The organism is Shewanella sp. 8A (genome assembly GCF_023475945.1).
GTDB classification, from domain to species: Bacteria; Pseudomonadota; Gammaproteobacteria; order Enterobacterales; family Shewanellaceae; genus Shewanella; species Shewanella xiamenensis.
Map to the genome: position 1 here is coordinate 85321 of NZ_JAMDJP010000014.1, position 15658 is coordinate 100978.

The 15658-nt window shown below is 46.2% G+C and carries 11 protein-coding genes; 6 read left to right on the top strand and 5 right to left on the bottom strand.

Annotated features, from left to right (window positions below; genetic code table 11):
• Positions 1-285: 285 nt before the first annotated feature.
• Together M0413_RS12690 and ubiG are read right to left on the bottom strand one after the other, a co-directional pair.
• Complete coding sequence (locus tag M0413_RS12690; RefSeq protein ID WP_055648352.1) at positions 286-960, bottom strand: HAD family hydrolase; 675 nt, start codon at positions 958-960, stop codon at positions 286-288.
• A 1-nt stretch (position 961) separates the two neighbouring features.
• Positions 962-1672 (bottom strand): bifunctional 2-polyprenyl-6-hydroxyphenol methylase/3-demethylubiquinol 3-O-methyltransferase UbiG, encoded by a 711-nt coding sequence (ubiG, locus tag M0413_RS12695; RefSeq protein WP_037418885.1) that lies wholly within the window; start codon positions 1670-1672, stop codon positions 962-964.
• 384 nt (positions 1673-2056) lie between these two features.
• On the opposite strand from ubiG, the gene gyrA reads away from it, so the two are divergent.
• The 3 genes from gyrA (at position 2057) to M0413_RS12710 (ending at position 7215) form a co-directional block, all read left to right on the top strand.
• Entirely contained in the window at positions 2057-4819 is a 2763-nt protein-coding gene (gyrA, locus tag M0413_RS12700; RefSeq protein WP_069455447.1) for a DNA gyrase subunit A, read from the top strand.
• A 105-nt stretch (positions 4820-4924) separates the two neighbouring features.
• The gene (serC, locus tag M0413_RS12705) at positions 4925-6022 is read left to right on the top strand and encodes a 3-phosphoserine/phosphohydroxythreonine transaminase (RefSeq protein WP_088585605.1); all 1098 of its coding nucleotides are present in this window, start codon (positions 4925-4927) and stop codon (positions 6020-6022) included.
• A gap of 272 nt (positions 6023-6294) precedes the next feature.
• Complete coding sequence (locus M0413_RS12710; RefSeq protein WP_249554449.1) at positions 6295-7215, top strand: LysR family transcriptional regulator; 921 nt, start codon at positions 6295-6297, stop codon at positions 7213-7215.
• On the opposite strand, the gene M0413_RS12715 is transcribed toward M0413_RS12710, so the two are convergent.
• The 3 genes from M0413_RS12715 to M0413_RS12725 form a co-directional block, all read right to left on the bottom strand.
• Complete coding sequence (locus tag M0413_RS12715; RefSeq protein ID WP_249554451.1) at positions 7212-8123, bottom strand: YjjW family glycine radical enzyme activase; 912 nt, start codon at positions 8121-8123, stop codon at positions 7212-7214. The two genes, M0413_RS12710 and M0413_RS12715, sit on opposite strands and share 4 nt — an antisense overlap.
• Positions 8095-9654, bottom strand: coding sequence for a YjjI family glycine radical enzyme (locus M0413_RS12720; RefSeq protein WP_249554453.1), 1560 nt, complete (start codon positions 9652-9654; stop codon positions 8095-8097). The genes M0413_RS12715 and M0413_RS12720 overlap by 29 nt, the downstream gene beginning before the upstream one ends.
• Positions 9655-10056: 402 nt before the next feature.
• A complete protein-coding gene (locus tag M0413_RS12725; RefSeq protein ID WP_249554456.1) occupies positions 10057-11247 on the bottom strand; it encodes an amino acid aminotransferase in 1191 nt (396 codons plus the stop codon).
• Positions 11248-11680: 433 nt separating this feature from the next.
• On the opposite strand from M0413_RS12725, the gene aroA reads away from it, so the two are divergent.
• The 3 genes from aroA to rpsA all read left to right on the top strand — a co-directional run bounded on the left by aroA (position 11681) and on the right by rpsA (position 15608).
• Complete coding sequence (aroA, locus tag M0413_RS12730; protein WP_249554472.1) at positions 11681-12961, top strand: 3-phosphoshikimate 1-carboxyvinyltransferase; 1281 nt, start codon at positions 11681-11683, stop codon at positions 12959-12961.
• 183 nt (positions 12962-13144) lie between these two features.
• Positions 13145-13837, top strand: a complete 693-nt coding sequence (gene cmk / locus M0413_RS12735) for a (d)CMP kinase (protein ID WP_037418896.1) — start codon at positions 13145-13147, stop codon at positions 13835-13837.
• Positions 13838-13940: 103 nt separating this feature from the next.
• Positions 13941-15608 (top strand): 30S ribosomal protein S1, encoded by a 1668-nt coding sequence (gene rpsA, locus M0413_RS12740; RefSeq protein WP_011072381.1) that lies wholly within the window; start codon positions 13941-13943, stop codon positions 15606-15608.
• Positions 15609-15658 lie beyond the last annotated feature (50 nt).

The following is a 15658-nucleotide window of genomic DNA, read 5'->3' on the forward strand; positions in this document are numbered from 1 at the left end:
AGATATGGTGTTTTAAATAATCTGAGATACAAGATAGTGAGGTTTGCTATTATTTGCAAGTCTCAATTTAGGGGGTATCTTGTGGATATCTTGAGGATAAAAAAATGCGTTAGTAATGACTAACCCTGTAGCTCAAATTGAGATTAGCGTGCGTCTGATATGGCGAATTTTTATTCCGATCCCGCAGTGTGATCGATCGCTAAAATAAGCAGCGATCACGATCGCGGGGATTGACCCATAGCGTTAATTCTATTAATAGCTATCAGCACGAATCCTGATTCGTGCTTATTTTGTTAACGCTTGGCTTAGTGCCGAATGTAAATTCGAAGGCGTCGTAAACTGTGCATAGGCAGGCCATGCATCGGGTGTATCGTCCTCGCCCAAATATCCCCACAGCGCTACACCGCCGAGCATGCCCGCCGCTTGGGCTGCGAGTAAATCCCGCTCGGCATCGCCTAAATAAAGGATTTGCTGTGGCTTGCACTGCAACTGCTGCGCGCCCAATAGCATAGGTGCGGTATGGGGCTTAGGGTAACGGGTCGAATCGCCGCTGATCATTACCGGCATACGCGAGCTGAGCTTAAGCTTATGTAACAGGGGACGAGTAAAACGGGCAGGTTTATTGGTGATGACCCCAAATGGCACGCGGCATAACTCGAGCCAGTCAAGCAGTGGGGAAATACCTTCAAACAATTGGCAATGGTCGCCATTGATCCTTTGATAGTGGGCAAGGAGTCCTTGCTGGACTTGGGTGCGTAGCACCTCATCTGCGCCTGGAATGGCCGCATCGACTAAGGCAAAGCTGCCATGGGAGGCGGCGCTACGCATGTCTGCAAAGGGTTTTGCTGCAATACCGACATCAGACAAACTGAGGTTAAGGGCCTGAACCAGATCCGGCGCGGTATCGGCAAGAGTACCATCAAGGTCGAATAAGACCCCTTTAACCTCAGCTAAACTCATCTTAATCTGCCTTTTGCGTTGCAATCATATAGTTTACATCGACCTTAGATGTGTACTTAAAAATCCCTGTTAACGGGTTATAAGTGATCCCAAGGGCGTCTTTACAGATGAGGTCGGTGTTATCGACTAACTCAATCAATTCGGAAGGTTTAATAAACTTATTATGATCATGAGTGCCAATCGGTAACATCTTCAGTAGATATTCAGCACCGATAATGGTTTCGACAAAGGATTTAACATTGCGATTAATCGTGGAAAAAAACACAAAACCACCGGGTTTTACCATATCGCAGCAGGCTTGGATCACTGATTGGGGATTGGGTACGTGTTCGAGCATCTCCATGCAGGTCACCACATCATAGTATTCGCGGTGATCTTCCCTATGAGCCTCGGCGGTGTTTTTCACGTAATTGATGCTCACACCGGTTTCCAGCGCATGCAAGCGTGCAACTTCTAACGGTTCTTCACCCATATCAAGACCATCAACCACTGCACCGATGCGCGCCATGCTTTCGGATAAAATGCCACCGCCGCAACCGACGTCGAGCACTTTTTTACCAAAAATCCCGCCAGCAGTTTGATCGATATAGTTTAAGCGAAGGGGATTTAATAGATGCAGCGGTTTAAACTCGCCATTGAGATCCCACCAGGTTTCGGCCATACGTTCAAACTTTGCGATTTCCTGTGGGTCTACGTTGGTATTCTGTTGCATGCGATTACCTAAAGCGGCTGAATAGTGCGGCTATTATAACGACAATGGTGGATAAACACAGTATTGGCTGATTCTAAGTCTTTGTGGTTGAGTGAAATTTCAGCAATTATCATTAATTCTTAAACACTTTGTGAAGCGGAGCGGTTTTTCTGCTCGGATATTAATCAAGTCTTGGACTCAATTTCGCCATTAACAACCGATTTTATCGGGTTTAAAAGTGCAAATTGACAGTGTTTTCATCTATTAAGCCACATCCTTCTCAATTCGCGCAGGATAGGTCTGGCGACATTAAATAACTGTGTTAGAATGCCAAATCACGTTTTTGGGCCGCTCAATGATACGGATTATGCGTTGTCGGCTAATTTTCAGGGGAACGAGCAGTTTATGACTGATCTGGCATCATCTATTTCGCCAATTAATATCGAAGACGAACTAAAGAATTCGTACCTTGATTACGCCATGAGCGTCATCGTAGGACGTGCATTACCAGACGTGCGTGATGGCCTTAAGCCTGTACATCGCCGCGTGCTGTTTGCCATGAGTGAATTGAAGAACGATTGGAACAAGCCGTACAAAAAGTCTGCCCGTGTGGTCGGTGACGTGATCGGTAAATATCACCCCCATGGTGACTTGGCGGTATACGACACTATCGTGCGTATGGCTCAGCCTTTCTCACTGCGTTACACCTTAGTCGACGGTCAAGGAAACTTCGGTTCGGTTGACGGTGACTCTGCCGCGGCAATGCGTTATACCGAAATCCGGATGGATAAGTTAGCGCACCAGCTCCTTGCCGATCTTGAAAAAGAAACCGTTGACTATGTGCCAAACTACGACGGCACAGAACAAATTCCTGCGGTATTACCGACACGCGTACCTAACCTGTTGATTAACGGTTCATCGGGTATTGCGGTGGGTATGGCGACGAACATCCCACCACACAACTTAACGGAAGTGGTTAAAGGCTGTTTAGCGCTGATCGCCGATCCTGCGCTGTCGATTGAACAGCTCATGGAATATATTCCTGGCCCTGATTTCCCAACGGCGGCGATCATCAATGGCCGTAAGGGCATTATCGATGCGTATAAGACAGGCCGCGGCCGCGCAGTCATGCGCGCGCTGGCTGAAGTCGAAACCGAAGATAACGGCCGTGAACGTATTATCGTCACCGAAATTCCTTATCAGGTGAACAAGGCGAAACTCATCGAGAAAATCGCTGAGCTAGTTAAAGATAAGAAGATTGAAGGTATTAGCGGCCTGCGCGATGAGTCTGACAAAGACGGTATGCGCATCGTTATCGAAATTAAGCGTGGTGAAGTGGGTGAAGTTGTCCTGAACAACTTGTACGCACAAACCCAAATGCAATGTTCTTTTGGTATCAACATGGTGGCTTTGACCAATGGTCAGCCTAAGTTGTTCAACTTAAAAGAAATGCTCGAATGCTTTATCCTGCACCGCCGTGAAGTTGTGACTCGCCGTACCGTATTCGAACTGCGTAAAGCGCGCGAACGTGCCCATATTCTTGAGGCATTAGCGGTCGCGCTGGCCAACATCGACCCGATTATTGCGCTGATCAAAGCCTCGCCAACCCCAGCTGACGCTAAAGTCAAACTGGTTGAGCAGGGCTGGGCGCTCGGCCATGTACAGGGCATGCTTGAAAAAGCGGGGGATGATGCGGCGCGTCCTGAATGGTTAGAGCCCGAATTCGGCATCCGTGACGGCTTATATTATCTGACTGAGCAACAGGCTCAGGCGATTCTAGAGCTGCGCTTACACCGTTTAACTGGTCTTGAGCACGATAAGATCATCGCCGAATACGAAGAGCTGCTTGAGTTCATCGCTGGTCTGTTGTTTATTCTGCGTAGCCCTGAGCGTTTGATGGAAGTGATCAAAGAAGAGCTGGAAGAAATTCTTGCTGAATACGGTGATGCGCGCCGCACTGTCATCAACGCCAATGAAATTGATATGAGTCTTGAAGACTTAATCAACGAAGAAGACGTGGTTGTGACTCTGTCACACTTAGGTTACGCCAAGTACCAACCGCTTAGCGATTACCAAGCCCAGCGCCGTGGTGGTAAGGGTAAAGCCGCCACTAAGGTGAAAGACGAAGATTTCGTTGAAAAACTGTTGGTTGCGAACACCCACGATACGATTCTGTGCTTCTCAGATTTTGGTAAAATGTACTGGCTCAAGGTCTATCAGTTACCGCTGGCGAGCCGCACTTCCCGTGGTCGTCCGATTGTTAACTTGCTGCCGCTGGCCGATGGCGAACGCATTACGGCGATTCTGCCGGTGCGTGAATACGCTGAGGACAAGTACATCATCATGGCGACCTCTAACGGTACTGTGAAGAAGACTGCGCTGACAGCTTACAGCAACCCACGTGCTAACGGCATTATCGCTGTTAACCTCAAAGACGGTGACCAACTGATCGGTGTCGACATCACCAATGGTGATGATGAGATCATGTTGTTCTCGAACGAAGGTAAAGTGGTTCGCTTTAAAGAAGGCGAAGAAGTGGCCGTCCTCGATGAAAACGGCAACCCAGTGCTAGATGAAGAAGGCAATCCACAAATCAACTTCAAGGGCGTGCGTCCAATGGGCCGCGGTGCGACCGGTGTTCGCGGTATCAAGCTTGAAGAAGGCCAAAAAGTGGTGTCTCTCATCGTACCTAAGGGCGATGGCGCTATCTTAACCGTGACTGAAAACGGCTATGGTAAACGTACTGAACTGTCTGAATACCCATCTAAGAGCCGCGCGACCAAAGGTGTGGTATCGATCAAGGTGAGTGAGCGTAACGGTGCAGTTGTTGGCGCGGTACAAGTTGGCGGCAATGATGAAATCATGCTGATCAGCGACAAAGGTACCTTAGTGCGTACGCCGGCGAACGGTGTGTCTATCATCGGCCGTAATACGCAAGGTGTGACCATTATCCGTACTGCAAGTGATGAGAAAGTGGTTGGTCTGCAACGTATTGATGAGATCCAAGGCGACGAAGATGACGTCGAGCTGGATGAAAACGGTATGCCAATCGTCCCAGTTGTCGCTGAAGGTGACTCTGTTCAACAAGGGCCTTTAGAGGAAGAGGATGAACTGGAAGAAGAATTAGACGAAGATGAAGAGCTTGACGACGAGCAAGACGAAGACTAATTCGAAAGCATAAAAACGAGCGTCCAATTGGACGCTCGTTTTTTTCATGGCAACGTTTTATTTTATGAATTCTAATATCATGGTTTGTAAATAAGGAGAGTGGCAGTGAGCGCGATTTATAATTTCTGTGCAGGTCCTGCGATGTTACCCGCAGCGGTAATGAAAAAAGCACAACAGGAATTACTCGATTGGAATGGGCTAGGTGTCTCCGTGATGGAAGTCAGCCACAGAGGTAAGGAATTTATCGCGCTGACCAAGCAAGCTGAGGCAGATTTACGCGAGCTGATGCACATTCCACAAAACTATCATGTGTTGTTTATGCACGGCGGTGGTCGCGGTCAGTTCTCTGCCGTTGTGAATAATTTTTTAGGCAATCAAGGCCGAGCCCTGTATTTAGTCAGTGGTCAATGGTCTTCTGCGGCATTAGCCGAAGCCCAAAAGCTGGCGGGCGACGCGCAAATTGATAGCCTTAACATTGTTGAAAAACATAATGGACTCAATGCAGTAGTGCTGCCTGATCTGCATAACATTGATGCCGATTACCGTTATGTGCACTACTGCCCAAATGAGACAGTTGATGGTATCGAAATTTTTGATGAGTTAGACAGTCCATGGCCGATTGTCGCCGACCTATCATCTACCATTATGTCTCGTGAAATTGATGTCAGCCGTTATGGCTTAATCTATGCTGGCGCACAGAAAAACATTGGTCCTTCGGGCTTATCCATTGTGATCGTGCGTGATGATATGTTGAAACTGCCGAGTTTAACTCAATCATCCATTATGGATTATCGTTTAGCGGTAGAGCATGATTCTATGTTCAATACGCCACCAACATTTGCCTGGTACTTAGCGGCTGAAGTGTTTGCCTGGCTCAAATCCTTAGGTGGTGTGGCCAGTATCGCGAAAATCAATCAGCAAAAAGCGCAAATGCTGTATGCCTGTATCGATGCCAATCCTTTCTATAAAAATGGTGTCGTCGCGGCGAACCGCTCACAAATGAACGTGACTTTCCAACTGGCGGATGAATCCCTTGATGGCGCCTTCTTAAAAGAGGCCGAAGCGGCGGGCTTAGTGGCTTTAAAAGGACACCGAATTGTCGGTGGTATGCGTGCAAGCCTATACAATGCAATGCCACTGGAAGGTGTTGCCGCGCTGGTGACATTTATGAACGAGTTTGCAGCTAAACATCATAAGATTTAGTCCGCGCTCACCCTAGAGCAGATAAGTTTTTAGCTGTTACACGCAAAAAGCGAATGCACATGTGCATTCGCTTTTTTGTTGGCAGGATTTGGTTAGATGCAACCCAGATAAGTTTGCGGCAATGGCACTTGCACTGAGCAAGCCTGTGAGCCGGCACGCATAACAGACCAATATACATAGTAATCTATGGGTAAGTTTTATCTTATTGTTTATCATCATTAAAAGTTGATATTTTGATTTTTACCATAAGATAAATTACTAGGAAACTATTAATGGATTTAGCCAAGCTTTCGCGTATTAGTATGAAGCACTTAATCACTTTACATGTGATGCTCGATACTCTGAGCGTTACCGCCAGCGCTGAGCGCTTATGCTTAAGCCCTTCATCTGTCAGTAAAACCTTAAGTCAACTTCGAGACAGTTTAAATGATGAACTGTTTTACCGTAATGGTAATTCACTGGTTGCAACACCTTTAGCCAAACGATTAGGCCCAAGCGTGCAGCAGATGATCAATGATATGAATCAGATCATGAGTCAAGATGCGTTTACCCCAATAAACTATGAGGGACGTTTTTCGCTTGCAATGCGTGAAAGCACCTTTGAACTGCTGGCCGCCAAACTTAGCGCCCATATTTTGAGTTTGGCGCCCCATATTCATCTCGATATTTACAGCAAAGACAATATCGGTTTTGATGGACTCATTAATGGCTCGTTAGATTTTGTACTGTTACCCCATGATCTGAGTCAGCCTAATCCTTCGCAAGATGATCTAGTGTGGGAAACCTTATTCAGCGATGAAATGATTTGCCTAATGAACTCATCACATCCCTTGGCCAAACAATCGCATATCAGCTTTGATGATTATCTCAGCTTCAGCCATATAGGCATCACAGATACAGATCTGAGTACGCCCTATTTTGATATTTTACTCGCTCAGCAATCTAAAAAACGTGCAGTCCCCATTTCGGTGCCAGACTTTGGCAGTGCGGCGTTAATGTGTCACCACAGTGAACTGCTGTTTACCTGCTCGCGCCGCTGGGCATCTATCGCGAGCCAAGCCAAAGGCTTAACCGTGAAACCGTTACCCATCGAATATGGAAAAGTGGCTTATAGCCTCGTATGGCATAAACAAAGTATGAAGGATCCCGCACTACGTTGGTTGTACGAGCAGATCCTGCTTTGTAGCCGTTAAAGGTAGATGGACGGTAACACGATATTTGTTAAACCTCGCTGGGCAAGGGAGGCTGCTAAGGCTTCCATATCGGTTTGTGTGCAACTTGGCCAAGTTAACGCCTCATCAACCACGCCATGGTGGTGAAAGGCGTTTAATTTCAACCGCGTATCGGCGCCGAGTGTCAGTAAATAGCTAGATAGCGCGTCTATCTCCTGTTCAAAATCCGTAATACCTGGAATATGCAGCAACCTTACTTCATACAGTTTTTGCCGCTGCGCCAAGAGGTTAATCGATTTGAACACCGCATGGTTATCTCGCCCAGTAATGTATCTATGGGTATCTCGTTGCCACGCTTTAAGATCCACCATAGCGCCGTCTAAAAAGGGCAGCAGTTTATGCCAGCCAGTGAGGCTCAAACTGCCATTGGTATCAAGCATACAGGTTAACTGTGATAACGACGTTGAGGCCTTAATCGCTTTAAATAATTCAATAATAAATGGCAGTTGTAGACTTGCTTCGCCGCCGCTCACCGTAATGCCGTTAATAAAGTGACGCTGATGGTGAAGAATCGCCAAGATATCTTCCACAGTGTGTCGGGTGACTTTGGGATTGGCTTGTTTTGGACACACTGAAAGACAAGTATCGCACTGGCTACAACGGTCTTTATCCCAATGGATCTGATGCTTATTGTTAGCGTTTATCAATGTCAGCGCCTTGTCAGGGCAGGTGGCAATGCAATCGCCACAGCCATCGCATAAGCCGATGGTATGTGGGTTATGGCAGTTTTTACATTGATAGTTGCAGCCCTGCAAGAATAACACGAGCCTGCTGCCAGGCCCGTCGACGCAGGAAAACGGCAATAGTTGGCTGACAATTGCCTGTTTATTCATGACCGGTTTAGTTAACAACACAGGGGGAGTGCTCATGGGCAATAACGCGTGCTTGGCGTTGCAATATGCCGGTATTCTGTGCAGCTTCAGCCCCTAAACCCGTGGTATTAAGGCGCGAGCCGCATTGTTTAAATGCTTCAATATCAGAGCGTTTTACCATATAGCCAGTGACGCGCATTAAATCGTTAGAGGCCACATTGGCGGTAAATTCCCTAAAGCCTAACTCCAGTGCCGCTTTACACAGTTGGAACATGGCTTGAGGATTCGATTTGACAGTTTCATCGATAGTCAAAATATCGCTAATCCCCGCCGTATAATACTGGTGATGCTGCGCGAGGGCTTGAATATGAGCGATGGGATTGGGTTCCGTGCCATAGGGAATACGAACACCTGGCGTCACGTCTTTATCGAGGCTAATACCGCCTTGTGAATGCAGCAGCGCTCGTCCATGGTAGCCATAGGTGACGGGCGTGGATTTTACTATGGTATCGAGGGCGGCAGAAATACGGTAGCCAAGTTGGTTTGCATCCATGCTATGGCCATAGCCTGTGGGTTTGTTTGATTCAGATGATGTGTCTGCCTCATTTGTCATCAGAGCTTGCAGAATATTCACCGCTTCAGCCATACCATAAATACCAAACATGGGGGCAAAGCGCGATTCATCAATCAATTGTTCTTTAACTAAAAAGCTATCAAAGAAGTGCGACTCTTGATGTAAGAATGCTGAGCGCGCCTCGATAAGTTCGAAGGTGAGTGAGCAGTAATAGGGCAAGACTCGCTCAAAAAAATCATTGATTGACGTGGCCTTCAATGCCACTTCTTTCAGATTGAGTCTAACTAAGGTATTAGCGCCGCCAGCTAATGGTAAGGCATTGTAGCAACTCACAATACCAAAGCCGCGCTTGTCAAATGCACTGGCATGCAGAGGATAGTTGGCGATATGCGGTTTACTGCACTGACAAATATTGGTGGCCGCAATTTGCAATAATTCATCCGGCGTGACGGCGGGGTCATACATAAAGGTCAAATTGGGGGCAACTTGTTTGAGCTCGGCATCAATGCGCAGTAGAGTACGGCAAACAATGTTGTCTGTCGGGCCAATATTGACGTGCATAAAGGCGTCGGGCAGGGTTCTGTCTAGCATGATCCAGAACAGCTTTAGTTTACGATAAAGGACATCCGCATCCATTCCTTCCACGAAAGGCATCAAAATGTCGTCCAACTGACCCAAATACACGGGGATATTGGTCACCGATGGCACATGGTGATACAGAATCGTTAAGGCATTGAGGGCTTCATCTACATCCTGTGCAGGTGAAAGTTCTAAATATTCAGAGCCTTGCTGAAGATAACGGGCATAATCTGGCAATACATAGCGCGGTTTAAACGGTGTATGGCCTTCAAACATATCGCAGATCACGCCATCATTCATCGCCGCGTTTACCTCAGTCGATATAGGCATGTAGGGCAAACTTGCCTCAGCCTCCAACGTTAAATAGTTAGATTTTTGCTTAGGTGAAAGCTGCGACTTAGTGACAATTTGCATTAATTTATCTTGTAATAACATGGCGGAATATCCACAAGCTTAATAATGACGATTAATTTACTCAGTGGCTCTGGCTTTAAAAAGTGAAAATAGCCGTAGCCCAGATTTATAAAATGGAAATCCGCCGATTGAGATCACAACGTGCGGTTTATTGTGATAAGACCGTGGAGTCAACATCATTCAAATAGGGTTTTACGATTGAAAATAAATGCTTAAAGGGTGACGATGGCGTGGCTTATGAGGTTTTTTGGGGAGAAACGAAAAGGAAGACTCGTCAATCCAAACTAAATAGAACTTGAGTGTAATATTTACAAGCGATAGATAACTCTGCTGCATCCTAGATAGAGAATACAGCAGAGTAACTAGATGGTTAAAAAGTACTAAATCGCGTGTATTTAAAGCACTTGTATTTAAAGCGTGTATTTAAAGCACTTTGGCAATCGACTTAGCTAAGTAATCCACATTGTCTTCGCTAATGCCTGCTATGCTAATGCGGCTTGACCCTACCATATAAATGCTAAATTCTTTCTGTAGACGCGCCACTTGCTCAGGATTAACCCCTAGGAAGGAGAACATGCCTTTTTGGCGAGCGATAAAGCTAAAGTCGCGATCAACACCATTGGCTTTGAGTTTTTCAACTAAAATCGCGCGGTTACCATTGATACGATCGCGCATCACTTTGAGCTCATCAAGCCATTCTTGAGTTAATTCTTTTGATCCTAAAATCGTCTCAACAATCGCCGCGCCGTGGGCTGGCGGCATGGAGTAGAGGCAGCGAACCACATAAAGCAGTACAGATTGCGCGATATTGGCGGTATTGGCATCTTTGGCAACCACAGAGCAAGAACCGATACGCTCACGGTACAGACCAAAGTTTTTCGAGCATGAACTACACAGGATCATATTATCAACGGCTGCAGCCATTTTACGAACGCCGTAGGCATCAATATCAACACCATCGCCAAAACCTTGGTAGGCCATGTCGATAAGCGGGGTAAAACCTTGCTCTTTGGTGAGGGCAACCACTTTATCCCATTGCTCAGTGGTCAAATCCATCCCACTTGGGTTATGGCAGCAGGCGTGAAATAACACCACATCATCAGGACTCACTTGCGATAATGCAGCAAGCATCTCATCAAATTTCAATGATTTACTATCGTAGTCATAATAGGGATAAGTTTTTACTGTAATCCCAGCAGCTTCGAATAAACCGGTATGGTTAGCCCATGTGGGATCGCTGACCCACAATACCGCATTAGGATTGCAACGCTTAATAAAGTCACCCGCAACACGCAGGGCGCCCGTACCACCTGGTGTGGAAACTGTACGAATACGGTTAGCGATAATCGCGCTATGATCACTGCCAAAGGCTAATTGTGTCATCAGGGTATTAAACTGAGGCGAGCCGGTTGGACCGATATAGACCTTTGTCGTCTCCGTTTCTAAACGAAATTTCTCGGCTTTTTTTACACAATTGAGAATGGGGGTGTTTCCCGCGGGGTCTTTATAAACACCGACACCTAAGTCTACTTTCTGTGGATGTGTGTCTTCGCGGTACTGGGTCAACAAGCCGAGGATCGGATCCGCAGGCATTGCGATGAGTGAGTTAAACATAGCTCCATCTACCTTTCTAGTTATTAAGCGACAGCATGAATCACATAGGATGTGCGTGATTTATCGATTGAAACCTAGGATAACGTGAATAGATGAAAACTTTAAAGTAAAAATGGTGTTTAGAGACCAATTAGTCTGGCAAAAAAGCCTGCCGAAAAAGCGTTTAGATCACAATTTCACCCATTATATTTAGTATTTTTGTTATTTTTAGGCTGACTTGAGTAAATTTCTGGTTTCAAAAGCCATTTTTTAGTAAAAAACGGTTGAATCCTGCGTCACTATCGGTAATTTTATAACGACGAAGCACCAACAAGGTCCCCAATCTCCTTTTATTAGTAACGTAAACTTGACGTTCTGTAGCGTGAAGTTGCCATTAGCCTATTCAGTTCGCGTGATGACATCAATCACGCCCAAAGAGAAAGAAGATTTAGTCATGAAGCAATTACGTCTTGAACCTGTTGTGCAAGTCCGCGGTGAGATCAATATTCCCGGCTCAAAAAGTATTTCAAACCGCGCTTTATTATTGGCGACCTTAGCCAAAGGTACCACCACGCTCACCAATCTGCTCGACTCCGATGATATTCGCCACATGTTGGCGTCTTTAAAGCAGTTAGGGGTTGAATACCGTTTATCGCAAAACAACACTGTCTGTGAACTCATAGGGTTAGGTGGGACGATTTCGGCAGACAGCGCGCAAACGCTGTTTTTAGGCAATGCGGGCACGGCAATGCGGCCATTGTGTGCTGCGCTGACCTTGGGGCGAGGCGAATTTACCTTAACTGGCGAGCCGCGCATGGAAGAGCGTCCTATCGGTGACTTAGTCGATGCCTTAAGGCAACTTGGTGCCAATGTTGTGTATTTAAAAAATGACGGTTTCCCGCCTCTAACCATTAATGCGACAGGTCTTAATGGTGGTGATGTGGAAATTGCCGGCGATCTGTCTAGCCAATTCTTAACGGCGTTGTTAATGGTTGCGCCCCTTGCGAAGGGTAGCGTGAATATTCATGTTAAGGGAGAACTGGTTTCTAAGCCTTATATCGACATCACCTTAGCGCTGATGGCGCAGTTTGGGGTTAAGGTTATCAATCATGATTACGCACGCTTTGAGATCCCCGTCGGGCAGCAGTATGTGTCACCGGGTAAAGTGTTAGTAGAAGGGGATGCCTCTTCCGCATCTTACTTTTTAGCGGCGGGTGCCATCAAAGGCGGTGAGGTGAAAGTCACTGGTGTTGGCCGTTTAAGCATTCAAGGCGATGTGAAATTTGCCGATGTGCTGGAAAAAATGGGCGCTGATATTGAGTGGGGCGATGATTATATTATTGCCCGTGGCGCGCCGTTAACTGCGGTTGATTTAGACATGAATCATATTCCCGATGCGGCGATGACCATTGCTACCGCAGCATTGTTTGCTAAGGGCACAACCACCATTCGTAACATTTATAACTGGCGCATTAAAGAGACCGACCGTTTGGCGGCGATGGCAACTGAGCTGCGTAAAGTCGGCGCGTTAGTCGAAGAGGGACATGATTATATTCAAATCACGCCGCCAGCGGTGCTGAATACCGCAGAGATTGACACTTATAACGATCACCGCATGGCCATGTGCTTCTCCATGCTGGCCTTTGCCGATTGCGGGATCACTATTAACGATCCTGACTGCACCTCGAAAACCTTCCCTGACTATTTTGCTCAATTTGCCAGTCTGAAGGCCTAACGTTTTCTGCTAACAGATTGACTTCTGACCATATCAAACAAAAGAAGCCGCATTTGAGCGGCTTCTAAACTTCATAAAAAATCCACGGATTTTATTTGTATATTATTGTACAATGCGGCGCGCTCATTTTCGGGGCTCTACTTATGAACTCACGGATGATGATTATTTTTTGCGGAGGAATGTATGTCTGAACGGGCTCCTGTAGTCACAATCGACGGCCCAAGTGGTGCTGGTAAAGGGACAATTAGCCAATTATTGGCTAAGCATCTAGGTTGGCAACTACTTGATAGTGGTGCAATTTATCGAGTACTTGCATTAGCTGCCATTCATCACGACGTAGAACTGGAAAATGAAGAGTCCATCACCTTGCTAGCTTCACACCTCGATGTGAAATTTTTAACGGGCAATGAGAAAGATCCCGTTCAAGTGATCTTAGAAGGTGAAGACGTCACCACAGCGATACGTACCCAAGAATGTTCAAATGCTGCCTCTAAAGTGGCGGCGTTTCCCCGTGTTAGGGAAGCCTTATTGCGTCGCCAACGAGCCTTTAGAACGGCACCGGGATTGATTGCCGATGGCCGCGATATGGGGACGGTAGTTTTCCCAACTGCATCGGCTAAATTATATTTAACGGCATCGGCACAAGAGCGGGCTCAAAGACGCTATAATCAGTTGCAGGACAAGGGCTTCGATGTTAATATCGAGCGCCTTTTAGCTGAAATTATCGAACGTGATGACCGCGATATGAATCGTCCTGTGGCACCATTGGTCCCAGCCGAGGATGCGCTCGTTATCGATACAAGCGATAAAGGTATTGATGAAGTACTGGAGCTTGCGCTCAACTTTATCAAGCAAAAATTATCCAGCACTAACTAAAATTATTGCTCGGGTAGGTATTCGTATTAAGGATGATACGGATAATTTGACTGACTCCACGTCTAGGATTGACTGTGGTTTATTACATTAAAGTAACTTAAACATGACTGAATCTTTTGCTGATCTATTTGAACAATCCCTTCAAACTCTGGAATTCCGTCCAGGCTCTATCGTTCGTGGTACTGTAGTTGCTATCGAAAACGGTATGGTTCTGGTTGATGCAGGTCTGAAGTCTGAAAGCCCAATCCCAGCTGAACAATTCAAAAACGCTCAAGGTGTTTTAGAAATCGCTGTTGGTGATGAAGTTGACGTAGCTCTTGACTCTGTTGAAGACGGCTTCGGTGAGACTCAACTGTCTCGCGAAAAAGCGAAACGTCACGAAGCTTGGATCGTTCTGGAAAAAGCTTACGAAGATGCTGAAACTGTAATCGGTATCATCAATGGTAAAGTGAAAGGCGGTTTCACTGTTGAATTAAACGGTATCCGTGCCTTCTTACCAGGTTCTCTAGTTGACGTGCGCCCAGTTCGCGACACCGCTCACTTAGAGTACAAAGAATTAGAATTCAAAGTTATCAAACTAGACCAGAAGCGTAACAACGTTGTTGTTTCTCGTCGTGCAGTTATCGAATCAGAAAGCAGCGCTGAGCGTGATGCACTGTTAGAAAACCTGCAAGAAGGTCAAGCAGTTAAAGGTATCGTTAAGAACCTGACTGACTACGGTGCATTCGTAGATTTAGGTGGCGTTGACGGTCTGTTACATATCACTGATATGGCATGGAAACGCGTTAAGCACCCATCTGAAATCGTCAACGTTGGTGACGAAATCAACGTTAAAGTACTGAAGTACGATCGTGAGCGCACTCGTGTGTCTCTAGGTCTGAAACAACTTGGCGAAGATCCATGGTTAGAAATCAGCAAGCGCTACCCAGAAAACACTAAGTTAACTGGTCGCGTAACTAACCTGACTGACTATGGTTGTTTCGTTGAAATCGAAGAAGGCGTTGAAGGTTTAGTTCACGTTTCTGAAATGGATTGGACTAACAAGAACATCCACCCATCTAAAGTGGTTAACTTAGGTGATGAAGTTGAAGTTCTGGTTCTGGACATCGATGAAGAGCGTCGTCGTATTTCTCTAGGTCTGAAGCAATGTAAGACCAACCCATGGGATGACTTCGCAACTCGTTACAACAAAGGCGACAAGGTTTCTGGTAAGATCAAGTCAATCACTGACTTCGGTATCTTCATCGGTCTTGACGGCGGTATCGATGGTTTAGTTCACTTGTCTGACATTTCTTGGAACGGCACTGGCGAAGACGCAGTATCTGAGTACAAGAAAGGCGACGAAATCCACGCAGTGGTTCTGTCTGTTGACCCAGAGCGTGAGCGTATCAGCTTAGGTGTTAAACAAACTGAAGACGACCCATTCAACGCTTACTTAGCTGACAAGAAGAAAGGTACTATCGTACACGGTACTGTTTCTGCTGTTGATGCTAAAGGTGTGACTGTTGAACTGGCTGACACTGTTGAAGGTTACATCCGTGTAGCTGACATCAGCCGTGAGCGCATCGAAGATGCATCTACTGTTTACTCAGTAGGTGACGCAATCGAAGCTAAGTTCATGGGTGTTGACCGTAAGAACCGTTCTATCAGCCTGTCAATCAAAGCGAAAGACGAAGCTGAAGAAAAAGAAGTAATGGCGACCTTGAATAAACAAGAAGACGCTGTTATTAGTAATGCAATGGCTGAAGCGTTTAAAGCAGCTCGCAAATAATCGCCTGTTGTATGGGGAGATTTTCTCCCCATTAGGTGACTGTGTTTGGC

Coding starts and splice junctions, on each gene's coding strand:
- rpsA (WP_011072381.1), top strand. CDS start 13,941: ATGACTGAATCTTTTGCTGATCTATTTGAACAATCCCTTCAAACTCTG.
- cmk (WP_037418896.1), top strand. CDS start 13,145: ATGTCTGAACGGGCTCCTGTAGTCACAATCGACGGCCCAAGTGGTGCT.
- M0413_RS12720 (WP_249554453.1), bottom strand. CDS start 9,654: ATGTTATTACAAGATAAATTAATGCAAATTGTCACTAAGTCGCAGCTT.
- gyrA (WP_069455447.1), top strand. CDS start 2,057: ATGACTGATCTGGCATCATCTATTTCGCCAATTAATATCGAAGACGAA.
- M0413_RS12690 (WP_055648352.1), bottom strand. CDS start 960: ATGAGTTTAGCTGAGGTTAAAGGGGTCTTATTCGACCTTGATGGTACT.
- M0413_RS12710 (WP_249554449.1), top strand. CDS start 6,295: ATGGATTTAGCCAAGCTTTCGCGTATTAGTATGAAGCACTTAATCACT.
- aroA (WP_249554472.1), top strand. CDS start 11,681: ATGAAGCAATTACGTCTTGAACCTGTTGTGCAAGTCCGCGGTGAGATC.
- M0413_RS12715 (WP_249554451.1), bottom strand. CDS start 8,123: ATGAGCACTCCCCCTGTGTTGTTAACTAAACCGGTCATGAATAAACAG.
- M0413_RS12725 (WP_249554456.1), bottom strand. CDS start 11,247: ATGTTTAACTCACTCATCGCAATGCCTGCGGATCCGATCCTCGGCTTG.
- ubiG (WP_037418885.1), bottom strand. CDS start 1,672: ATGCAACAGAATACCAACGTAGACCCACAGGAAATCGCAAAGTTTGAA.